General features: G+C 59.2%; 10 protein-coding genes and 8 pseudogenes. 11 read left to right on the top strand and 7 right to left on the bottom strand.

Going from position 1 to position 23188, the window contains the following annotated elements:
- Window positions 1-189 precede the first annotated feature (189 nt).
- Window positions 190-406: pseudogene (locus EJ069_RS33535) on the top strand (transposase); the annotation flags it as partial.
- A 794-nt stretch (window positions 407-1200) separates the two neighbouring features.
- On the opposite strand, the gene EJ069_RS27660 reads toward EJ069_RS33535, so the two are convergent.
- The gene (locus EJ069_RS27660; protein WP_024505387.1) at window positions 1201-2322 is read right to left on the bottom strand and encodes a DUF418 domain-containing protein; all 1122 of its coding nucleotides are present in this window, start codon (window positions 2320-2322) and stop codon (window positions 1201-1203) included.
- A gap of 754 nt (window positions 2323-3076) precedes the next feature.
- Here EJ069_RS27660 and EJ069_RS27655 point away from each other — a divergent pair.
- The 7 genes and pseudogenes from EJ069_RS27655 to EJ069_RS27625 all read left to right on the top strand — a co-directional run.
- Complete coding sequence (locus EJ069_RS27655; protein WP_224570033.1) at window positions 3077-3535, top strand: response regulator transcription factor; 459 nt, start codon at window positions 3077-3079, stop codon at window positions 3533-3535.
- Window positions 3536-3779: 244 nt separating this feature from the next.
- Window positions 3780-4212, top strand: a pseudogene (locus EJ069_RS27650) (helix-turn-helix domain-containing protein); the annotation flags it as partial.
- Window positions 4213-4831: 619 nt separating this feature from the next.
- A complete protein-coding gene (locus EJ069_RS27645; protein WP_024505389.1) occupies window positions 4832-5491 on the top strand; it encodes a response regulator transcription factor in 660 nt (219 codons plus the stop codon).
- Window positions 5488-6816, top strand: a complete 1329-nt coding sequence (locus EJ069_RS27640) for a HAMP domain-containing sensor histidine kinase (RefSeq protein ID WP_126063917.1) — start codon at window positions 5488-5490, stop codon at window positions 6814-6816. Before EJ069_RS27645 ends, EJ069_RS27640 begins: the two co-directional genes overlap by 4 nt.
- A 1933-nt stretch (window positions 6817-8749) precedes the next feature.
- Window positions 8750-10054: pseudogene (locus EJ069_RS27635) on the top strand (pitrilysin family protein); the annotation flags it as partial.
- A gap of 9 nt (window positions 10055-10063) precedes the next feature.
- On the top strand, window positions 10064-11329 hold the full coding sequence (locus EJ069_RS27630; protein ID WP_245456719.1) for a pitrilysin family protein: 1266 nt from the start codon (window positions 10064-10066) through the stop codon (window positions 11327-11329).
- A 412-nt stretch (window positions 11330-11741) separates the two neighbouring features.
- Window positions 11742-13189 (top strand): annotated as a pseudogene (locus EJ069_RS27625) (NAD-dependent succinate-semialdehyde dehydrogenase); the annotation flags it as partial.
- 1209 nt (window positions 13190-14398) lie between these two features.
- Here EJ069_RS27625 and EJ069_RS27620 read toward each other — a convergent pair.
- Window positions 14399-14914, bottom strand: a complete 516-nt coding sequence (locus EJ069_RS27620) for a DUF2285 domain-containing protein (protein WP_245456331.1) — start codon at window positions 14912-14914, stop codon at window positions 14399-14401.
- A gap of 937 nt (window positions 14915-15851) precedes the next feature.
- On the opposite strand from EJ069_RS27620, the pseudogene EJ069_RS27615 reads away from it, so the two are divergent.
- Both EJ069_RS27615 and EJ069_RS27610 read left to right on the top strand, forming a co-directional pair.
- Window positions 15852-16164 (top strand): annotated as a pseudogene (locus EJ069_RS27615) (IS256 family transposase); the annotation flags it as partial.
- Window positions 16165-16262: 98 nt separating this feature from the next.
- On the top strand, window positions 16263-16736 hold the full coding sequence (locus EJ069_RS27610) for a hypothetical protein (protein ID WP_126063915.1): 474 nt from the start codon (window positions 16263-16265) through the stop codon (window positions 16734-16736).
- 403 nt (window positions 16737-17139) lie between these two features.
- Here EJ069_RS27610 and EJ069_RS27605 read toward each other — a convergent pair whose 3' ends face one another.
- The 5 genes and pseudogenes from EJ069_RS27605 to EJ069_RS27585 form a co-directional block, all read right to left on the bottom strand.
- A complete protein-coding gene (locus tag EJ069_RS27605; RefSeq protein WP_126063914.1) occupies window positions 17140-17769 on the bottom strand; it encodes a hypothetical protein in 630 nt (209 codons plus the stop codon).
- 192 nt (window positions 17770-17961) lie between these two features.
- Window positions 17962-18275, bottom strand: a pseudogene (locus EJ069_RS33530) (ATP-binding protein); the annotation flags it as partial.
- 10 nt (window positions 18276-18285) lie between these two features.
- Window positions 18286-18819: pseudogene (locus EJ069_RS33525) on the bottom strand (IS21 family transposase); the annotation flags it as partial.
- A 1442-nt stretch (window positions 18820-20261) separates the two neighbouring features.
- Entirely contained in the window at window positions 20262-21578 is a 1317-nt protein-coding gene (locus tag EJ069_RS27590; RefSeq protein WP_126063913.1) for a HipA domain-containing protein, read from the bottom strand.
- Entirely contained in the window at window positions 21568-21906 is a 339-nt protein-coding gene (locus EJ069_RS27585) for a helix-turn-helix transcriptional regulator (protein ID WP_245456329.1), read from the bottom strand. Before EJ069_RS27585 ends, EJ069_RS27590 begins: the two co-directional genes overlap by 11 nt.
- A gap of 732 nt (window positions 21907-22638) precedes the next feature.
- Here EJ069_RS27585 and EJ069_RS27575 point away from each other — a divergent pair.
- A pseudogene (locus EJ069_RS27575) lies at window positions 22639-23024 on the top strand (aldehyde dehydrogenase family protein); the annotation flags it as partial.
- Window positions 23025-23188 lie beyond the last annotated feature (164 nt).

Below are 23188 nucleotides of genomic sequence, written 5' to 3'. Positions count from 1 at the left end.
ACCGAAAGATCAGGCGCGCAGCGACCTGCACATTCAAACCGGAACCCGCGAACCTCGATTAGCTTCTGCCTGCTCCGAAGGGCGGTAGCCTGCTCTGAGGCGGGCCACTGTCGGGTTGAAAACCAACTGTCGGGTTCGGAACCCCAGATTGTCGGCAAGGTACGCGCCGCCCACTGGTTGGCCAAAGGGCACTGGCTCCTGATCCTGCCGCCATGCTCGCCCGATCTCAACCCGATCAAGACAGGTCTGCTCAAAACTCAAGGCGCGGCTGCGGAAGAAGGCGGCCAAAACTTTCGACGCTCTCTGCGGAACTCTCGGCGATATCTGCCAGCTGCTGGAGCCAAATCAAAAACCATTAATTGCGACAGGTGATTTTATGACATTCATTGCGAAGAGGCCAGAATGAACAGCGGAAGAGAGTAGCAGCTCTCTGGTCGCGGCGAGGTGGATCGTCGACACGATCGGCACCTGGCCCGTGCGGGGATCGCACCGCAGCCAGCACCAGAGCCAGACCTTGACCGCTTGCCTTGCTCAGGCGCCACAACAACGAGTGGCTGGAAGCAGATCCACGTGAACTCAGCGATATCGATCAGACGATGCTTACCCTCATGAAAGCCGATCCCGACGCTGTCCAGCGCCGCGAAATCCTGACCAGCATATGGCGCATCGGATGCCACCGCCTGCACACTCACCATCGACATGCCGGAACTCGGAACCAAAGGCCGCAAGCCTCGCCGGCCTCGGCAAAATGGAGCGGCCGCGCCTGGGCGGCCGGGCCAATGTTCGCCAGGCCCTCTACATGCCCGGCCCTTCGCCCTGCGCTTCAACCCCGACCTCAAGGCAAAATACCAGGCGCTAAAGGCGGCAGGCAAACCCGCAAAGGTCATCATCTTGTTGCGAAAGCTCCTCATCCTAGCAAACGCTCTCCTCAAGGCGCAGCGAAAATGGCCCCTAAAACCCTTGACCGAAACGGATACCTTAGCCTTTCAGGTGAGGCGGGCCGAGATAGACCAACCGTGGGTTTAACTTCGCGAGTTTAAGCTGATTATGCCGATGCAACTCTAGCGCCTGCGCGACCGTTTTAGCTTCCATCAACAAGGCGGCAGGGTGGGAGGAAGTACCCTCCCCTGCCGCGAACAAGCTTTGGACAAAGCCCCACCTTGTCCGTAATGTGATCGGGAGGCCGGGGCGCGGCGGTGCTCAGCGGATGTGACGCGCGAGATCTGCGACCCTACCCATCAGCACTTCCATCGGTCCTCGCTGGAAGACGCGCAGCCAAAGCACCGCAAAAGTGCTGATAACCACAACGAAGCCAAAGAGCGTGGACAGGCTCTCGTCTTTGAAAATGTTTATCTTCATAAGATAGGCTATTCCCGCAATGTGCAGCACATAGGCCGTCAAAGACATCGAGCCGACTGCGATTATTGGCCAGACCAGCTTTCGCAGACGCGGGAGCGCATCCACAGCGAGCATGCAAGCCGCCAAGATGATCATTGCGCAACCGGTGCTGCCCACGATCGAAAGCGTCGTTTCGCTATGAGGTGCGGCTATCCATGACGACTTGACTATAAATGACGACTTGGAAGGCTCAAAAGCGCCGTCAACGTCAGACCACCACAAGGAGGTTTCAGTCAAAGCGCGGGAACTCAGCGCGAGCAAGGATCCCCCATGGCCCAACACGGCCAGCGCGACCCCCGCCAGACCAAGGCGCCAATGCGCTGCTAGCGTATTAAGATTAAGGCGCGCGATGGCCATGCCAGCGATGAGGAAAGGAACCCAGGTCACCGCGGGATAGTAGCCGTTGACCATGAGGTTGAAGACCGGGTCGAGGAGGTTGGGGGCAACCGACAGAAGGGAGGAACGGACTTGCGGGAGAACTAATGCCGTAGCGGCAGCGATCAAGCCCAGCTGATATGCGCTGAGCCGATGGAGCGGCAATACCAACAAGAAGCAAATTCCGTAGTATTCTAGGATGACTTCGACCTGGGTACCGAGGCAGCCCAGGATTGAGCCAAGCGCGAGCAAAACAAGGGCACGAATTGCGACTCTGGCGATGGCCTGTCTACCGGCTATCCCCGACTTCGGCGCCTTGCGACCTGTAATCAGGAGGATTGAAAAACCGGCCAATACGGCAAACAGGGCCGACGGCCGCCCATGGGTTAGTTCCATCAGAAACCCGACTAGTCCTCCTTCGCCGGGGTCGGGACCGAGATGGGCGGCATACATCCCGAAGACAGCCAGGCCCCGAGCGAGGTCGATGCCGACCAGCCGATCTACTACCGACCCATTCCTAGCGTCGGCAACCGGTGCCTTCATTACCATGGTAGATTCCCTTGCTGGGTGTGTGGATCGCGGGAGCCGCGATAGGAGAGCCGGTCGGCTGCTGCCGTCGCCTCGTGAAAGGGTTCAAAACATCGCGCCATCTGGCGCATCGAGCCGGCGACAGAGCTGTTCAGCCATTAGCCTGGGGTAAGAACAACAGATCGGCTCACAAAGCCTGTGTCACGGACCTGAAAAGTGGTGTCGCGGAACCGTCGTTTTTTGCATGATGGCTAAGCCGAGAGATCCACTGCACCGACGAGAGACTCAGCGACGTTAGATATCCGATCAGTACGCCGCGGCTCCGCCGGTGACGATCACCCCGGGTGTCAAGGCCAGGGCGTAAACCTGCCATAATCTGTGGTAGTGCGCCCGCGACCAATCCGTTCGACAAAGCTCGGCGCATGGTCGAGCCAATCATATTCTTCCATGTGGCTGTTGCCTGAAAAACCGAAGACGCCGTTCGCTGGTCCAGCTGTTCCAGACCTCGGCCTGCGTCGGTCATTAGAACCGGCGCGCCTGTTTCCCAAATCAATTTGCTGATGCAGCCGCCGGGGGTCACATTGAGCAAAAGTGCCGAGGTCAGGACGGGTTTCATAGGGGCTCTTCGTTTGGCTTTGTTAACGACCCCTTTCTTGCAAGTTGTAGCTGACAGCAGCCTGAAAGCTCCCCAAATAATTCGCTGCCGCCGGTTCAGCCTATTGTCAGCTTCGACCAATAAGATGGGAGCCTTGCCCTCATACCGGAGCTCGGCAGCATGATGCGAATACTGCTCACTGAAGACGATAAGGACCTTGGAAGTGCTATGCACGATCATTTGGTGGCTGGTGGCCACGCGGTCGACTGGGCCAAGAACCTGTCCGAAGCGCGCGATTATGCAGCTGTGGTCGGCTACGACCTTATTTTGCTCGACGTTCACCTGCCGGACGGCAATGGGATCGACTATCTGCGGGAGCTGATCAAGGAACTTGAATCGGCACCGGTCATCATTCTGACAGCCTGCGATCGGATTTCGCATCGCATCGAGGGCTTCAACGCTGGAGCCGACGACTATTTGGTCAAGCCGTTCGATCTGGGGGAACTCTCAGCGCGTATCCATGCAGTGGCACGTCGCCATGGGCATTTTCCGGAGCCGCAATTTTCGGTTGGGACGCTTTCCATACAGGCAGCCGAGCGACGCCTCTTCCGCGACGGGCAGGAGGTCTACCTGACTTGACGCGGATGGGCGGTGCTCGACTACCGTCTGCCCCAGCCCTGCACGGTCGTTTCAAAAGGGAAGATCGTGGACGCGCTTTTCGGCAGACGGCGCTGATTCATACTCTAAAAGAAAATTCGGCTTCCAGTTGCCTTGGCCATGACTGCCCTTCCCGAAAGATGGGTGACAGTTCATTCCGGATAGATGGGTTACACTTTCGGCCCTTTGCAAGGAGAGCAAGGTGCCTTGGAAGGAGTGTAACGTCATGGAAGAGCGGCTGAAGTTCGTCGCCCGGCTGCTGGACGGCGAGAAGATGGCGGTGCTTTGCCGGGAGTTCGATATCTCGCGCAAGACCGGCTACAAGATCCTCACGCGCTACAACGACAGCGGCCTGGAGGGGCTGACGGACCGATCGCGGCGGCCCTATCGCCACGCCAATCAGCTTCCGTTTCAAATCGAGAAGCTGATTGTGCGCCTCAAGCAAGACAAGCCGACATGGGGTGCGCCGAAGATACGCGAGCGGCTGGCCCGGCTGTATCCGGATGTGCACCGGCCCGCGATCTCGACCGTGCATGCCGTGCTCGACCGCCGGCATGGTCGAGCGCCGCAAGCGCAGGCGCAACAGGGCGACGGGGACACCACTTTCAAACGGCTGTCGCCCTAACGATCTTTGGTGTGCCGACTACAAGGGCGAGTTCGGCAGAGAACACGGCCGGGACAGGGGATCACAAACACTTGACCGTTCCAGACCCTGGCAGTGGCGCATCGATTGACCGTTGGCTCTGTTCGTGGGCACCGAAAATAGGGCCTTCTTGGTCCTCGGCAGAGAATATGGCCCGGACGGGGGATAACAAACACTTGACCGTTCCAGACTCTGGCAGTGGCGCATCGATTGACCGTCGACTCTGTTCGCGAGCGCCGAAAATACGGACGACCCCTATGGTCAAAGTGCACTTCTGACCTGCTAGGCACTGTTCGATAACTGGAGGCACCCGCTACGGTGCCCTCGTATTTAAGACACCTGTCAGTTTCAAGCCTGGACATTGACGCGTGGCGCGGCTGCCATTCGTTGACCGCCACGTCGAATTGCCCGCCAACCAGTGTACAGCCGCCGGTGGTCACATTGAGCAAAAGTGCCGAGATCAGGAGGGGTTTCATAAGGCCTCTTCGTTTGGCTTTGTTAACGACCCCTTTCTTGCAATTGTAGCTGACAGCAGCCTGAAAGCCCCCAGATATTCGCTGGCGCCGGTTCAGCCTACTGTCAGCTTCGATCAATAAGGCAGGAGCCTTGCCCTCATACCGGAGCTCGGCAGCCTGATGCGAATACTGCTCATTGAAGACGACGACGACCTTAGAAGTGCTGTGCACGATCATTTGGTGGCTGGTGGCCACGCGGTCGACTGGGCCGAGGGCCTGTCCGGAGCGCGCGGTCATGCAGCTGTGGCCGGCTACGACGTTATTTTGCTCGACGTTCACCTGCCGGACGGCAATGGCATCGACTATCTGCGGGAGCTGATCAAGGGGCTTGATACAACGCCGGTCATCATTCTGACAGCCCGCGATCGGATTTCGCACCGCATCGAGGGGCTCAACGCTGGCGCCGACGACTATTTGGTCAAGCCGTTCGATCTGGGGGAACTCTCGGCACGCATCCGTGCAGTGGCACGTCGCCAAGGGCATTTTCCGGAGCCGCAATTTTCGGTTGGGACGCTTTCCATACAGGCAGCCGAGCGACGCCTCTTCCGCGACGGGCAGGAGGTCCACCTGTCTGGACGCGAATGGGCGGTGCTCGACTGCCTTCTACGCCGGCCCGGTTCGGTCGTTTCAAAGGGGAGGATCGAGCACGCGCTTTATTCATTCAATTCGGAGTTCGAGAGCAACACAGTGGAGGTTTATGTCAGCCGGCTCCGCAAGAAGATCGGCGGGGATAGAATAGCAACCGTGCGTGGCTCCGGATACAGGCTCGTGGTCACATGACGAACTCGAACAGCATGACGAGAAAGCTGATATCGTGGTTAGGCGGGGCAACGCTCCTGGTTTGGATCGCCGCCCCAACCATTGCTGCGTTCATTTTTTGCAATAATGTAAACGAAAGTTCGGATGACTTGCTCCAGGCGAGCGCAGAGTACAGAGAACCAGAGCTGATCAAGGTCTTGAATGGAAAACACGTTGATCAATACAATAACCACTTGCCAACTTATAAAAAGTACTGGACCTATCGTGAGCAGGTTATTAATAAGTACGGGGTAGTGCTTATTTCCGAACCGGAAGAGGGTCAGCAGCCCTTCCCTGATGCTCCCCTGAGTAACGGCTTTTGGGGAAACGCTGATTACCGCGTCTACACAGAGGAGATCCAAGACGGCGTGTATCATCAGTTGGCCGAACCGCTTGATGGCCGCCGTACCACAATCGCGAAGGGCGCACTTTTTGTCTTCCTTCCGACACTCGTGCTCCTGCCCTTTAGCTTAGCTGTTTGGTGGATCGTGATCCGGCGCTCGCTGCGGCCAATCGAGGTACTGCGACAGCAGATCGGATCGCGCGACGGCGGCAATCTGTCACCAATGGACTTGGGCGATTTCCCGGCAGAGTTGGCTCCAATCGCGGCATCCGTCAATCGGCTTCTCGATCGTCTGCGGGCGGCTCTCGAGGCCGAACGCGAGTTCGCCGCAAACAGTGCGCATGAACTGCGCACGCCGATCGCAGGTTCAATCGCTCAGATGCAGAGATTAGTGGCCGAGCTTCCCAATGGGTCGGCCAAAATGCGTGCGCGCGGCATCGAGCAAGCGCTGTCGAGCCTTGGCCGCCTTGTCGAAAAAGTGCTTCAGCTCGCTCAAGCCGAATCGGGGGTTGGCATGGCGGATCACGCGATCGATCTTGTCCGATCGGTTCGGCTGGAAATCGACGACCTGAGGAAAAAGCCGCAATATGCCGGACGCCTGCATCTTAACGTCGACGGCTGCACCACTTTGATGCGCAAAGTGGATGTCGATGCGTTTGGGATCCTCCTTCGTAACCTGATCGAGAATGCGCTGATACATGGACTGCCCACTGTTCCGACAACAGTTTCCGTCCAAACTGATGGAACCATCGCTATTGCAAACGCCGGACCGGTGGTGCCCCTCCCCGACCTCGAAGGGCTTACAAAGCGATTTAGTCGTGGTGCTACTCCTGCTGCGGGCTCAGGCCTTGGTCTACATATCGCTAACATGGTTATCCAGCGGATCGGTGGCAGTCTAGAGCTTGCGTCGCCCGCCCGCGGTCGCAATGATGGTTTCGAGGCGATCATACGAATTCCTCAATGACACCGGTGAATTCGACGACAGTTGGACACAGGGCGGATTGCTGGCAAGGCTGCTGACAGGGCGAACTGTACGGCAGTATGTATACGGCGTAGAAATCGTACTTCACACAACGCATTTCGGCCGCGGCAATCAATGCCGCTATCATCGTCTGAGCAGTTCGATCGAAGCGACACGACATGATCGGCAAAATCGAAGGCTCCGCCTCACCGCTCGCTCGATTTCGCCCGGGGAGAAAAAAGGCCATCCGAGAAAGTGCAAGCCGCCGCGCAAAGGCGACGTGTCCAATTGTCTGGGTGCCCCTGTGCGCCGGCCCGATCGGGTTGGCGGGGTCCAGTAAGGACCCGGACCAACCATTCCATTTAGACGACCGGCAGGTTTTAATCGGCGTCCGGATCGCCGTCCCAAAATGCCCCAAGTATACGGCTAGAAAGGCTGCCAACGATCGAGCTTTGGTCGGAGGCGTGCTTGTCAGCGTCTTGGGTGCTTGACCGGCCTTTGCAATGGCCATCGCCATCGCAAGTATCGTGCGTGGCCAGTGAGACCGCAATTTCATCAGCCTGGAGCCGACCGTATCGGTGCTTTTTTATGATTTAGGGATTTTTCGTTTTCCTCTTGGATCATCACGGGTTTGGAGAGGATCTGGTGTTAAGTGCCATTCGGAGCGCCGGCGAACCGCCCGAAATTAATGTGGTCGAGTGATGAAGCCTCCCGAATGCGTTAAACGAGACCCTTTATGGCGGCCCTGGCTGACAACAGTCTGAAAGCTGCAAGCGGCATGCGAAAATGGGGCGATCCTGAATGACGACAGATGCTATCAACATGAAAGAGGCTCGCCCTGAAAGCTGAGCACGCTTTATGCTCAGGCTGCTGACAAGGCCAAAGCAGCGTAAGTGCGTAGTGAAATCCAAGGTCCACATGGGTCGTCGCGCGTCCCATGCGCCTGGGAAGGCGCCGGCCCGGCCAAGCTTTCCCAGCTCGTCCGCATGATGCTTCGCTGAGCGTCAATGGACGTTGGCGCGAGACCAAGGCGTCGTGCGTTGCAATCCGGACGGTCCAGGGTATCAGGAGTTTCACGGCCTCGGCCCGCTTGGCTGGCCACAGTTGAAGCTCCAACGTACCGGCTGGCACCGGGAAATTGGGCTCTGCGCTGCCTCAACGCTGATGGCACGGTCAATGCTTGCCTACCGATGGGGCCGCCCATGCCGTGATGCTGTCGGTCGACGTTCGCAAACCAGACCCTCGCGAGACCCAGCGAAGGGGCTCGCCGGTACGACGAGGGACCTTACCTCTTTATGCGCGGCATCATTAGCCTTACACGTCGTCCCTCGCGCTCGGGTCTTTGTGGGGCGGATGAAGTCCTGATCGCGGTGGCACTGCTGCATGTTTGCGTAAGACCCATCCAGTCACGATCGCGCTGTCCTTCGATGTCGCGGTGCTGATAGGCGGGCAGATCGGTGTGCGCGGCGCCCGCCAAAGGATCGTCGTCACGCCGGAGGAGGCGAGCGTCATAGCCGGCGCGCCGGCGAAAGGCGCTTTCTGTCGGATGCCCGACAATGTCGGATATCGCAAGTATCAAGGTTGGATCAAACCTTGCGAATCGGGGCTTTCTTACTTGGCACGGGGCATGCTCAGGTATCCGCAAACACCCAATGGATAACGAGCAGACTTCCCATGGCCTCACCATGCCGAAAGTTTCCCGGACGCATCCAAAGATGAGGCTCGCGTCAGGCCCAGCAACACGCTGACGGCTCATGTGGCTCGGCGTCGCGTGCCGATCCACTTTCTCCCAATAGGCGTTCGGGAGACATAGATCCTTCAAAATGAGGAACAGATCACTTTGCCAGGAACGCAGCCCATAACCCCACTCTCCCTACCAGAACTACCAAGCAAGCCCCGCACTCATGGGCTTCGCAGGACGTCCGTTGCGTCCGAGTTGGTCGGCGCGGGGCCGGCTCCGATCCCCGTCGCATGGGAGGACGGCAAGGCGAGGGATTTCGTGCTCGACAACGGCATGGAGGTGGTCGTCATTCCCAACCACCGGGCGCCGATCGTCACCCACATGGTGTGGTACAAGATCGGCAGCGCCGACGAGCCGCCGGGCAAATCCGGCATTGCCCATTTTTTCGAGCATCTGATGTTCAAGGCGACGACCAACCATGCGGGCGGCGAATTCGACCGCGCAGTGTTCGAGATCGGCGGCTCCAACAACGCCTTCACCTCCTCCGACTACACCGCCTTCTATCAGACAGTGGCGCCGTCGGCGCTCGAGCTGATGATGAGCTTCGAGGCCGACCGAATGCGAAACCTCATCCTGACCGACGATGTCGTCAAGACCGAGCGCGATGTGGTCATCGAGGAGCGCCGCTCAAGCACCGACACCAACCCGCAGGACGTTCTCCATGAGGAGATCGACGCGACGCTGTGGCAGAACCACCCCTATCGCATCCCGATCATCGGCTGGATGCAGGAGATCGAGCAGCTGAACCGCGTCGACGCCACCGTCTTCTATGAAAAGTACTACTGGCCCAACAACTCCGTGCTGATCGTGGCCGGCGATGTCGAACCGGACACGGTGCGGGCGCTGGCCGAAAAGACCTATGGCAAGGTGGCGCGCGGACCTGACCTGCCGCCGCGCATCCGGCCGGTTGAGCCCGAGCAGAACACCAGGCGCACCGTCACGCTCTCAGACGCCCGCGTCAGCGTGCCCAGTTTTTCGACGCAGTGGGTGGTGCCGTCCTACCACACCGCCAAGCCGGGCGAGGCCGAAGCGCTCGACCTGCTGGCCGAAATTCTCGGCGGCGGTAACCGCGGCCGGCTCTACCAGGCGCTCGCTGTCCAGCAAGGTATCGCTTCCAGCGCCCGCGTCTATTTCCAGGGCACTGTGCTCGACGACACCAAGTTCGCCATCTATGGCGCACCGCGCGGCGATGCCAAGCTGGCTGATCTCGAAGCGGCGGCCGCTGCCGAAGTTGCCCGCATTGCCGAGGATGGTGTCAGCAACGAGGAACTAGGCAAGGCCAAGGACCACTATTTGCTCAATATGATCTTTGCGGAAGACAACCTGGACTGGCTCGCCAGCATCTACGGCTCGACGCTGGCCACCGGCGGTACCGTGAAGGATGTCGAGGAACGGCCGAATCGCATCCGCAAGGTTACCCCCGAGCAAATCAAAGCAGTTGCCGCCCGCTATCTCGCGTTCGACCGTTCGACCACGGGCTATCTCTTGCCCAAGACGGAGAATCAAGAGATGACGCTCGGCGCTCGGCCCCATGCTGCGATGAACATCCAGGAGGTGAAGTCCGAAAAGGGCATCATCGCCTGGCTGGTGGAGGACCACACAGTGGAAATCGTCAACATCGGCTTTGCCTTCAAGGGCGGCACCAAGCAGGACCCGGTCGGGAAGGAGGGGATGGCCAAACTGATGGCCGGCCTGTTCATCGAAGGCGCTGGCCATTACGACAGCGGTGCCTTCCAGGTGAAGCTCGACCATGCCGGCGCCGAAATGAGTTTGGACGCGCAAAGCGACGACATCTACGGATCGATGTGCATGCTTTCCAAAAAGCAGGACGCGGCGTTCGGCCTGCTTCGGCTCGCGCTGAACGCGCCGCGCTTCGAGCAGGGGCCGATCGATCGCGTCCGCGCCGAGATTGTCTCCCGCATCGTCGGCAGCGAGCGAGACCCTAACGCCATCGCTCAGCGCAAATGGCTGCGCGCGATCTATGGCGCGCATCCTTGTTCAAGGCCGGGAGAAGGCACAAAAGAGAGCCTCCCCGGCATCACGCCGTCCGACCTCCGCGCCTTCCACCAGGCCATTTTCGCTCGCGACGGGCTCCATATTGCCGTGGTGGGTGACATTGACGCGAACACGTTGAGGGAAAGGCTTGACCAGCTGTTTGGTGATTTGCCTGAGCAACAAACCCTCGTCCCCGTCTACGATGTCGCGCCGAAACTCGGTCAACTGGTGGAGGAGAACTACGACCTGCCGCAGACTTCGCTGACGTTGGCCTGGCCTGGCGTGAAGCCTAGCGCGCCGGATTTCTACGCGGCCGTGCTGATGAACGACATCCTTGGCGGCTCATACTTGACTTCCCGCCTTTACGAGGAGGTACGTCAAAAACGCGGCCTTGCCTATCACGTCAGCTCTGAACTAACCCTTGACTCGCTTCTGGTTACGACAGAGACACGCTCGGACTGCGCTGCCCAAACACTGAGCATCGTGCGAGATGTGGTAAAGCAGATGGCGCAGCAAGGACCGACCGGGGCCGAGCTCAAGGCGGCGAAGAAGCACCTGATCGGCGCCTATGCCATCGACCAACTGGGCTCGACCCGCTCGATTGCAGACCGGCTCCTGGATTTGCAGATTCACAAGGCCGACGTCGACTACAACCAGCGTCGCGCCCGCAGCATCGGTCGGGTGACGCTCAAACAGGTCAAGGCGGCGGCCAAAAAGCTGCTTTCGGCCGAGCCCGCCATTTTGGTGGTCGGCCCGCCGCTGGGCGGCAAGGATGAGTAAAGAAACTCATCACACCTTCCTTCTTCATCGGGGCTTCTCGTGGGAAGAGCGTTGGAGGCCCGTGGGCCAAGCAGATCATGCAGACGCGCGGAGTCGTTTTCGCCGACCTTGCGCGGCATTGGCGGTCCGGCGGCCTCTCGCCGAAATGGCGCTCCTCAGCATGTATGCCGCCTTTTTGCAGAATTCAGTCGCACGCCACCAGCAGGCATGGTGGATGAAGCAAACATCCGACTGCTTAATCCATCAATTGATGAACCGCGGGCACTCAAACTAACGAAACTGCTGTCTTTTCATCGGGCTAGCGTGGTCTACCAGCTGCTTTGCCGAGGCCCTACGACGAACCCACTGGTGCAGAATACACACTGACGGCCCGTCGACCTGGATGTTCGCTGCGTTGAGGAGGAATCCGGTATTGCCCCTGTGCCTGCCGATGATCCGTCGCCTGAAATCCCCGCACCTGTTTGGAGCCATCGACCGCCTGCCGGCACTCGGCAGACCAGTTGGCAATAAGACGTTCGAGGTCGTCAATCCGTCGACCGGCGAAGTTTTGGCAGAGCTTGCCGATATGGGCGTGGAGGAGACACGTGCTGCGGTAGACAAGGCCTATGTTGCGCAGTCGGGATGGGCCGCGTTGACGGCCCGAGAACGTAGCGACGTTCTTTGGCGATGGCATCAGCTGATCATCGACCATGCAGGCGATCTCGCCGCGATTCTGACTGCGGAAATGGGCAAGCCGCTTGCCGAAGCCATTTCAGAGGTATCGCATGCGGCGGCGTATCTGCAATGGTATGCCGAAGAGGCCAATCGCGTCTATGGGGAGACGATCTCGGCACCCTCGACAGACCGCCGAATGCTAGTGATCAAGCAGCCCATCGGCGTTGTTGGCACGATCACGCCATGGAATTTCCCGGCCTCCATGGTGGCGCGCAAAATCTCGCCGGCCTTGGCTGCGGGCTGCACAATCGTGCTCAAGCCCGCTGAACAGACGCCGCTTGTGGCTGGCGCAATGTTCGCCCTCGCCCATCAGGCCGGCTTTCCCGATGGCGTGGTCAACCTGATCTATGCGTCCGAAGGTGATCGCGTGGGCCGTGAACTCTGCACCAATTCCAAGATTCGAAAGATCAGCTTCACCGGTTCGACGGAGGTCGGACGGCTGCTGATGCGTCAGTGCTCTGACCAGATCAAGAAGGTCAGCCTTGAACTCGGCGGCAATGCACCTTTCATCATCTTCGATGATGCCGACATTGACGGTGCTGTTGACGGTGCGGTCCAGGCGAAGTTCCGCAATGCCGGCCAGACCTGCGTTTCCGCGAACCGCATTTACGTCCAATCGAGCGTTCACGATGAGTTCGTCAAGAAATTCGTGGAAAGAATCCGGCACTTGTCGGTTGGCGACGGATTCGATGCCGGAGTGGACATCGGACCGCTCATCGACAGGCATGCTCTGGCCAAGATCGAGTCTCACATCGCAGATGCCATTGCGAAAGGCGGCACAATACGATGTGGGGGCCAACGTATCGGCAAGAATGGCACGTTTTTCGAACCCACGGTCCTCACCGAGATTTCCAGCGTCATGGCAGTCGCGCAAGAGGAGACATTCGGGCCGCTCGCGCCGATCATTCGCTTCAACGATGCGGATCAGGTCGTGCGCGAGGCCAATGACACGATCTACGGCCTCGCCGCATACTTCTATGCCTCAAACCTGAAGCGGGTCTGGCGTGTGGCAGAGGCTCTGGAATATGGCATGGTTGGCATCAACACGGGACGCATGTCCTCGGAGGCGGCACCGTTTGGCGGGATCAAACAATCCGGCATCGGGCGGGAGGGTTCCCGTCATGGCTCGAGGACTATCTGGAAATGGTGATCGCGTGGGCCGTTGAACTCTTGACACCAATTACCAAGATTCGAAAAGATCAAATGCCTATCGACGGCAGTTTCGAATCCGCGAATGGTCGAACGGCTGCATGTAGGGAGCAAAACTGTGGAACTCGTACAAGCACAACAGATCTGCTATACTGACCTTGTCACGCCAGCGACCAGATCACTGAAGAGCGATGGCGAGCGGCCCGAATGGGCAGTCGGGGCTTCCGATGGGCCGTGAGTATCGTGCGTTGCGACGGACCGTTGCGCATGACCGTGGATGCTTGGCCGCGGCGCAGATGCTGCGAAGGCGACAAGGCCAACGTTGAATGCGTTTCGAACCCACGGTCCTACCGAGATCCAGCGCATGGCAGTCTCGAAGGATATCTGGAAATGAAATATCTTTGCATGGGCCGGGATTTGAAACCTGCTGCACTGGTCTCTCCGCCCCAACCGGGGGGCGGCCTGCGGCCAATGCCGCCACCTAATTGGAGTTCCAACGCCGTTGACCTGAAACACGGATGCCGGCAGGAGACTGAGCTCGCTGCCGGGCCGGACATGCCTTGGGAGGGCATAAGTCAGCGCTCCTAGGGCCGATGGGCCACTCAGTTCGTGCGCCTTTTGCCGATTGCGTTGCATGTGCCGTGCCAAGCAAAAAAGCATTGATAAACCGCCGATGGATCAGCTTTTGCCCTGTAGCGCATTCTACATTGTGCGATATGCGACAATGCCCAAGCGGTTGAATCGTCGTGTTGCAGACCCCCAGACGGGTCATGACTGCTGTTCTTAGGACAGTGCGCAGCAAGCCGCTACTCGCTGCACTCCAGGCACACCATTTCCATAATCAAGCGGTGGGTGCTATGTCTGACCGAGCTGTCGACCAGGGAGCGGTGTGAGGCCTCAAATCCCTCCATATTGTTGCACCCGCCGGTCCAACAGGACTGCAGGTCCGGACTCAAAGGATCTTGGCTGCTATGGCGACATTGCGGTGCACGCCGCTTTCCGACCAATGATGTGCGTCCAGGTCGAGGCCGGCCCTAATGAACCACCGCCTTGGCACCCTCGCCCATCTCATTGCGGCATCGACAAGCTAGACCAGAGCGCACCTTGCAAGGCGCCATGCAGTCCTGTCGGCGGGCGAACTGTTGGTGACGGGTACAGCTGCGAGCGAACGTTCATCCACCGACGCACAGCGCGGACTGTCGCTTTTCAAATTAGGAAATCTCTGTAGCCACCATTCATGAGCGCGCGGCCACGCGAGACGGCCCGACGGATGCGGTCGCGCAGATGATCGCGAGGATCCGCCCAGTCGGCATGGACGCGCCGTTGACCGATGAGAACTTCGGCGAGCTCGCGATGAGGTGCTCCGGCGAGCGAACCGTCGAGCGCACGAAGAACGAAGGACAAACGGACGCCGCGCTTTTCCGGCGCAAACAAGCGGGGGGGCAACTGTTGCCCTAGACTGAGAGCATTGAGGCACTCCAGTCCCCTCAGTCGATGCTTTAAAAGCACCGCGGGCCAGATGGCATGCGTATGCAGGCAAACAGGGTGGAGGATATTCGCGCCCGAGACGGCGAGCTGCAGCGCGTGGTCCGCATTGCGAAGAAGAACATGCTGGCTCTTGTCGGGCGCCAGCAGGACGGTTGCACGACAGGGCAATGCCGAGAGTTCGAACGGCGGTGTCGGCGACGAGGCAGGCAACCGTTCCGCAATGACCGGCAGCACATGGACGCACCAGAGCGGACACCAGAATACGACCGAAGCGCGGCCACAAGACTCCGCGAAACAGAACACCCCAGCGTGACAGGTCGCCGGCCGACGCGACCATATCGAGAAAGGATTGGAGAGACCAAGTCTTGCAATGCTGGCGCGCAGCGGTCAGATCGCGCTGGAACGCTGGATTGCGGCGTAAGAACTCCCAAGCCCACTCCCGCAGCGTCAGGCCAGCGGTGTAGTCGTATGATCTTTCATCCCGCCAATCGGCCTGATCCGCGCCAGTCAGGAGATTCATGACTGACATCCCCTGCCCGCGCCTGCGTGCGTCGAAACATTATGCCACTTCGCAAAGCATCGGCGAAGGCAGCAGACGTCGAAGACCCCGTTTCGTTGAACGGTCAGCCATCGCCACTGTCGGCGACAGAAGATGTGCCCAAATTGCCACCAGACCGTCGAACGGGCACAGCGACGGCCAGCGCGACCTGGAATTGATTCCGTAACGGTCATCGGCTCCTGCGTCGCGATCCAGACGTCCCTTGAAGGCGCAGTAGCGCGGCAGTGGATCGCACGCTGCTTGTCGGCAAGTTGTCGTAGCGGCGGCGCCATAGGCACGGTCATCGGAGGGTCTCCTGCGGCAAGTTTTCGCCATTGGAGGCCAATCTCCCCGCTAGGGCAGCCTGTGCAGTTGCACAGGTGAAGCGGATCAATCAGGGGGAGCCATGGCGGAAACTGGATGATGGCGGCTTGAGGAGAGCGGCGTATCGAGGCGGGTGATGAAGCCTGCCAGTACCTCTCAAGGAGAGTGATACGCCATGAACGAGACTATCAACACATTGTTCGCCTTCGTCAGCCCGACGAAATCGATGATACCCTGACGGATGTACTTCGCAGCGGCGCGCGCAAATTGCTTGCGCATGCGATCGAGATGGAGGCCGAGGCGTATGCCAAGGCGGTCGACTGCCTGACGAAAGATCAGAATGCGTCGCTGGCGCTCTACGATTTCCCCGCCGAACACTGGGATCATCTGCGAACGTCCAATCCCATCGAAAGCGTCTTTGCAACCGTTCGCTATCGCACGGTTCGCACCAAGGGCTCGCTCATCCTCGAAAACCGCCCAGCTGATGGTCTTCAAGCTGTTGGCCGCGGCCAGGAAGTGGCGACGATTGAAAGGACAAAATCAGTTGCCGAAACTCATCGCAGGTGCCAGGTTCCTGGACGGAATCCAGGTCATCGAAACGAAGCCGCAGAGCGCCGCTTGATCAGCCTCGTCACCCAAATTCCAGCATAGCTCCATCGGAACTGCCAGCCTTCCTTGCCGATCAGGCGCATATCAGCGCTGACGATACCGAGGACGGCGATGGCGGTCACCTCCAGGCCGCCGAGTAACGACCCTCAAAACACCGCACTGGTCGAGGCCAGCCTGAACCGGTATCTTGTGCCTGCCCTCGGGAGTCGCTCTATCCACCATGTGATCGACACCGACATTGCTAACATCACCAAGAAGATCGTCGCCGGGGGTCACCCGCAAAGGGCTAACACGGCCTTCTGGTATATGCGGGCATTTTCAACTGGTATCGCAAACCGCCGCAACGGCTCATCGCGGTTTCCCGCGAGGGTTTGGAAAATTAGGTATCCGGCCCCGATCGTCAAGCGCAAGCGAGTGGTGAACGATGCCGAACTGGCGGCTATATGGACGGGCTGTGAGCCCGAACCGGGCGATATCGGCTATTCGTTCGGCTCCATCGTCAAGCTGCTCATGCTGACCGGACAGAGGCGTACGGAAGTTGCCGCGATGCATTGGTCTGAACTCAACCTTGAAGCCGGAACATGAGAACTATCGGGTGACCGCACGAAGAACGAAGAGCCTACGCTTATTCCGCTGTCCACACTGGCGGTGTCGGTCCCCCAGTCGGCACCGAAGACTAATGACACGTTTGTTTTCCCTGCCAGGGTCAACAAAAAAAGCCACTTCTCAGGCTACGCGAAGGGCAAGAAGGCTCGAGACGGCAAGGTCAATGTTGACGGGGTGGCTTTGGAGAACGGGACCCTTCACGATCTGCGCAGGACGCTCGCGACAAATCTCGGCAGGCGGCAGGTATTGCCACACGTCATCGAGCACATAGTGAACACAAGGCGTCGTCCCTGAGACATTGGCGAAATCTACAATCTCTTTAGCAACGTCAAGGAGAGGCGCGAGGTGTTGCAGATGTGGTCAAATCACATCGAATGGCTGATCAAGCAGGCTGCGGATGACGCTCTGGCGGCGTAGCTGCTGGCATGGGCGGAAGATGCGGCGCAACAATCGTCAGAGCCTCATCGAATTGGAGATCATGCTTGACCAGCAAATGCGCGGCCAATGCTTCGATGGCTGACCAGTGATCGAGTACTAGCCGGGCCGTGCGATCTTCGATCCGCCTCCAACGGGGGCGGCGCGGCATCAGGAACCGCAACTCACCATAGATTCGCTTGGCATCCGCGTAGTCGCTGCTCCCCTCATTCCCATCGGACGCATTCATCGCCATATCGCTCGGGTCCAGATAGCCTTCGAATGCGGATTCTGCAAAAGGACCTGCCAGACACGCAACTATCTCTTGGATCGCACAATCGCGTTTCAAATATCGATCCATATCGTCCTCGAAAATCGGCTTTCGCTTCGAGGTGACTCCTTGCGCTGAATAAAAACCCGCGCCTTCGACAACACCAGCGCACTCTCCGTCACCGGCGTCGGGGTAAATACTAACACTTGAGAAAGCAGGGAGTTCACGGTCGTCGTCGAACACCTGACGGTGCAAAACGATGGCGGCCACCGCGTGCCCGGCTTCGTGATGCGCCACAAGCGGCAGATATTGGGAGGCTACATTCATGCGGTGCGGCTCTCAGGTCTAGTTTGCTTTTGCGCATAGGACCGCAATTGTCGTGCCAACTGGGAAAATCGTTTCGGGCAATGCGATCGCTCCGATAGCGTTGTGTCTCCTGTCTGACATTGTTGGGAAGTCGACACGCGCCCGTCGCAATGCGGTCGACCTTCCGCGCGAGTTGGGTGACCCGTGAAGGCGGCCGACCAGGACGATGTTGCGCTGATCGGCGACGAAGGCGCCGCCGGGCGAGATCGCGCATCAGGGGGTGACCGGCGTGTCGGCGAAGTCGAAGTCGTCGATGTCCTTGGCCAGCGGCAACTTGGCGACAGCGAACTGGTATTTGATGGAGCGGGCCTGCTTCTCCGATATCTCGGCCTGCAAGAGATCACCGACAATCCTGGGCGGCTCGTGCCGTCGCTTGATGGCGACGCGCCCATGATCTCGTCATAGGCTCTGCGCATTCCGTAGAGCTTCAGCGCTCCCATCAGTTCCAGTACCTCGGTGCGTTCCATGGCTGTTTGTCCTCCTGAGACTGTCATAGCGGGCGCAGTCGGCGACCGCTCGTGAGCTAGCTTCAGCGCCTGGGGAATGGAAAGGATCGTGCCCGGCGCCGGATCGCGGCTGCGGGCCAGGATGTTGAGGATCACCGGCGCCGACGATGCACCGTGCTCGATGGCTTCCTGACAGGCGGCCTCGACCGCGCTCAATCCGTCGGTCAGCACCCAGGTGAGGATCAACACCATCTGCCGGTCGACGTCATCAACCGCCTTGAGCTGCGCCGCACCTTCTCCATTGCCGACCGCAGGACCCAGCTAAGGAACGGCGCGCGCCGTGTGCCAGGGATCGTAGACGACCTCGTTGCGGCCAAAGGAGCGAACGTGTTCTCCCACGACCACGCCATCCTCTGGCGGATGCGATCCGATCGACATAAGCATGGATCTCGACGGGCCGACCGACGGCACTCGACAGCACCGAGTATTTGTTGTTGTCGAAGCGCACCGTGCAGGTCTTCGACACCGACGGGGGAATGCAGTGGAAGCCGTCGAAGCGACCGGCAGCCGCTCCCGCTGCGGCTTGGCCGCATTCGCCGACAGCAGCCGGTCCCGCGTCTCACGCCGAGCTCCCATGCGGGGATAGGGCTGGTGCTTGCGCTCGTAGCGGAACTCCGTCTGCTCAGAACGCAGGACCTTGCGCACCACCTTGCGCGAGATCTTCAGCTCACGGCAGATCGCCTTGATCGACTTCCCCTGGACCAGCGACAGCCGACGTATCTTTGCAATCGTCTCTAAAACCAACATCCAAAACACAAATGCCTCCGATCAAGCCGGAGGCATCTTGATGACCCCATCGTTAAAGGGTCCCGTTTGGACGAAAATCACCCTTTAAACAGGGTCCCCATTCCACGAAAAATCAATGCACTACCTTCCAAAGCTGCGAGAGATCGCCACCGACCGCTTTGAAGGGGCTTTCGGCGGTCTCGTCAGCGAGGTTGTGGCATGAAGAAACATCAATCCACAGCATTGGGCCGAAGCATGCCACGGGCTCATGCCGCGGGAGAGCGGGAAGATATTCTTGAAAGAAGCGGTCTCCGACATCAATACCGACAGGATGGGCAGCTTTCTCACATCACTTGAGGTCGAGCGTGGCAGTTGCGACCCGCAATGCAAGGCTGGCGGCGATGGATGCCTTTGCGCGGTTCCTGATTTCGGAGCACCCCGAATATTAGGATACGCTGCAACTGGTGGTGACACTTCCCTTCAAGAGAGCGCGTGGGTGGCACCTGTCGAATATCTCGATGAGCCCGGAAATCAAGAGCGTCCTGGCGCGTATCGACCGCCGCACGCCTTCTGGACAGCGGGATTACGCTCTGTTTTCGCTGATGTTCAATACGGATGCACGAGTTCAGGGATCCTGACTCTTCGATTGTGACCTTCGTCTGGTATCGCCCTGTCCCGCCGAGCAAAGCAACGACCGCCCCACACTGCTCACCCGGTTCGGTGTTCGATACTTGCTGCGCACACATGGCTGCGGGCGAAGGAACCACCCTGGCGGAAAAAAGCATCCATCATCGCCCTTTGCGGGACACGACGGCCATCCACCTCGTCAAGGCGGGTGTTGACATCGCCACCATCAGTCGATGGCCAGGCCACTCGGGCTGAACTAACGATGCGCTACGCCCAGGCCGGTATCGATATGAAGCGGCAAGCGCTCGAACAAGTCTTCCCCGACGTGATGTCATCGGCAAAAGATCAGACGATCATCGCTTTGATGGCTGGATGTTTGGCTGGCTGCACCGCTTGTAGACGCTCAGTTATGTGGAGTTGTATCGCGGGAAGTCGCGCGTCTTGGGCTTTTGCGGTGTCAGCTCCACATCTCTCCGCAGTGCACGTTGTCACTGTTGAAGAGCCGTTTGTTCAATCTTCGTCCTGGCACGGCAAGGGTTGTCCATATTGTGGGCGTCTTACGCTTGCCGAGCTTGTCCGAAATCCAGCGCCGGATCAGGCGTGAACACTGTTGCGTAGTTCGTCAGCCAGAGCGCGGAGAACGTCGGCGCTTCCTTCCAGCGCCGTAAAAGCGTAGGGATTGAGGAACTGTCGGCCCCAGAACAGATTGCGATCTGTGCCGGATAGCGTAGCTTCCTCGCTAACACGCGGCCAATTCTCCGCAATGCATCGGAGCTGGCCTTCAACAATCGCAAGAGCTTCCGGCGCGCTGAGCAGGAAGTGATGCGCGGCTTCAAGGCAGGACGCTATCCGGCTCATGCGGTTATTGCCGCTGATGAGCATGGCCTGGCTGGCCTCCTGGCCACTGCGGGCCTGCGGACAAATATCGTACGCAGGCGTGAGGGTGAGCTTAGCCCCATCCCAGAATGCCGCATGGTTGCGGGCATGATCGTCGGTGTTGCCGCAAAGTATGTTGAAGACAATGCGGCTGAACAACTCGCGCAGAGTTTCCGACGGCGCGGTGAATCGGTGGCGAATGATCTCCGCCAAATCCTGGTAGCTGGCGTAACGCGCCATCATCTCATCGAGCGCGAGCATCGTCAGCGCTGAGACCATGGATTTGCGTTGCCAGCCGCCCGTGACCTTGATCCGGTCGAATCGCTCGACGAGCAACACGTCGTTGCCTGCGGCGCGAACGAGCGAGACGGATGCCGCTCTGATGCCGCACAAGGCGGCAAGCCGCATGGCTATGAATTCTCCTTTGACGACGCTGTAAAGGTCGGCAGACGAGGAAAATTTCGCGACATGCTTGACGGCGTCATCCTCGATCAGCGCCTTTGGCCTTGCGCCGCCGATCGAGCTGCCGTGATGCAGCGCCTGATCTAATTCGGGGGTGAGCGGAATACCTTTCTCTACCCGCTCCGCCGATTGGACAAGCTCTTCGAGAGTGGCATTGGCCAGTGCGCGCGGCTCGTAATTCGTGGGCGAAAACTGAAAATCGAGCGCGCCGATGCGGTCCGAGCCTGATTCCAGCAGGAACGTCAGTTCTGAAATATCGAGCCGCGCGATTTCATCGCCCTTCACACCGAATTTGCGGTTTAGGATAACCCGTCGTCCCCAGGCATCGGGGGCAGCATCGCGGATGCATCCCGGCATGGTTAGGCCAGGAAGCAAAGGCAATTCGCCTGCCTTCAGGGGCAGTTCCGGGAGATAAAGCGGGATCGCGCTGCCCAGTTCACGAAAGCTCCTGCCATAGTTGAAGCTGACGAGTCCGTCATGGGCATATAGCCGCCCGGCGACAACCGGCGCGGTCTCGCCCGGCAGCCAGACCCAGACATAGGCTTCGTCGTACTTGGGGACCTTAGAACTCATCGACGATCTGCTTGCCGGCCTTGTAGACGTGCTTCGGCAGCAGCGCGATGCGATCGTCAATGCGGCCTGTGAGGGCTGTGATGCCATTGCCGTCGGCATCGAACAGCTTCACACCGACAATGGCAGCAGCTTCGAACATCAGTCCGATTTCGACTTTGGGATCGCCCTTCTCGATGCGCTGCAGGGTGCTGCGTGAAACACCGATTCTCTCGGCTAACTCCTGTGCGGTTAACCGGTGCTGCACCCGGCCCAGCCGGATGGTCTTACCGAAAAGGCCAAGCGCTTCCATCGCGTAGCGCGAATAGGTGCGTTTATGCGCTGCCGTCATTCGGGTCTCCGTGACCTATGCATGATCTATATCGTCTTCTTTCGACCTTTATATAGGTAATGTCACAGAGCGACTGCCAAAGTCAAGACTCCGTATCGCAAGCGTTACCCATCCGAACGAGGAAGGCGGATATTGCCTACGGCTCCTGCACAACCGGCCAGCTCTGCGCGTCTCGGGCGAGGCGGAGATCTGGCGCTGGATCGCGGACAGCCTTGAGACGCCTCGCATGAGTCATTCATGGGCGGTCCCTGGTGCGAGGCCGCGGCGCTCGACTGCTGGCCGACATTCTCGGCGGCGGGACCCGCATCCGGCTACACCAGCACTTTTCGACCACATACGCGCCCAGCTTCTCTCCGAAATCATTGCCAATGAGCGCGAACCTCATGCGATCGCCGAGCTGGCCTGGCGGCGCGGAACCTACGGCACGCATCCGTATTCGAGACCGCCCAAGGGAGGCTGACTAGCGTAACGCCCTCCGATCTAAGCGCCTTCCACAAAGCCGCTTTCGCACGCGACGGGCTGCATGTGGCGGTCGTAGGCGACATAGATGCCAAGCCCTGAGAGTAAGGCTCTACCAGCTGTTCGGCGATTTGCCTCAGAAACAGGCGCTTGCCGGCGCGAACCAGTGGTATCGCGAGGGCGAGCACGCCGAGCGCTTTTCCTCCGCCCTACACTGACCACAGACCCGCACGCAACGAAGCCGCGCTCGATCTTATCGTGGCGTGGCTAGGTGCAATGTTTGCTCTCGCCCATCAGGCCGGCTTTCCCGATGGCGTGGTCAACCTGATCTATGCGTCCGAAGGTGATCGCGTGGGCCGTGAACTCTGCACCAATTCCAAGATTCGAAAGATCAGCTTTACCGGTTCGAACGAGGTCGGACGGCTGCTGATGCGTCAGTGCTCTGACCAGATCAAGAAGGTCAGCCTTGAAACCGGCGGCAATGCACCTTTCATCATCTTCGATGATGCCGACATTGACGGTGCTGTTGACGGTGCGGTCCAGGCGAAGTTCCGCAATGCCGGCCAGACCTGCGTTTCCGCGAACCGCATTTACGTCCAATCGAGCGTTCACGATGAGTCCGCCGAGAAATTGTGGAGAAGGTCCGGCACTTATCAGTGGTCCGACGTCTACTCCCGGAGCGAAGCCGTCGCCAACCCAAGATCGAGTCCCACATCGCAGATGATAATTCGATGCGGGGCCGAACGATAAATATGCATGCTTTGGCCACCCCGAGGCAGGGCTCATTGAGATGATCCGACCGCCTTGGAACAAAGATGGGGTA

The sequence above is a fragment of the Mesorhizobium sp. M2A.F.Ca.ET.043.05.1.1 genome (genome assembly GCF_003952445.1).
In the GTDB taxonomy this organism is placed as follows: Bacteria; Pseudomonadota; Alphaproteobacteria; order Rhizobiales; family Rhizobiaceae; genus Mesorhizobium.
This window is presented reverse-complemented; position numbering and strand designations above follow the sequence as displayed.

Excerpts from the sequence above, each read along its gene's own strand:
- EJ069_RS27655 (WP_224570033.1), top strand. The coding sequence starts at position 3,077 with ATGATGCGAATACTGCTCACTGAAGACGATAAGGACCTTGGAAGTGCT.
- EJ069_RS27590 (WP_126063913.1), bottom strand. The coding sequence starts at position 21,578 with ATGAGTTCTAAGGTCCCCAAGTACGACGAAGCCTATGTCTGGGTCTGG.
- EJ069_RS27585 (WP_245456329.1), bottom strand. The coding sequence starts at position 21,906 with ATGACGGCAGCGCATAAACGCACCTATTCGCGCTACGCGATGGAAGCG.
- EJ069_RS27645 (WP_024505389.1), top strand. The coding sequence starts at position 4,832 with ATGCGAATACTGCTCATTGAAGACGACGACGACCTTAGAAGTGCTGTG.
- EJ069_RS27660 (WP_024505387.1), bottom strand. The coding sequence starts at position 2,322 with ATGGTAATGAAGGCACCGGTTGCCGACGCTAGGAATGGGTCGGTAGTA.
- EJ069_RS27610 (WP_126063915.1), top strand. The coding sequence starts at position 16,263 with ATGGCGGTCACCTCCAGGCCGCCGAGTAACGACCCTCAAAACACCGCA.
- EJ069_RS27630 (WP_245456719.1), top strand. The coding sequence starts at position 10,064 with ATGACGCTCGGCGCTCGGCCCCATGCTGCGATGAACATCCAGGAGGTG.
- EJ069_RS27640 (WP_126063917.1), top strand. The coding sequence starts at position 5,488 with ATGACGAACTCGAACAGCATGACGAGAAAGCTGATATCGTGGTTAGGC.
- EJ069_RS27605 (WP_126063914.1), bottom strand. The coding sequence starts at position 17,769 with ATGAATGTAGCCTCCCAATATCTGCCGCTTGTGGCGCATCACGAAGCC.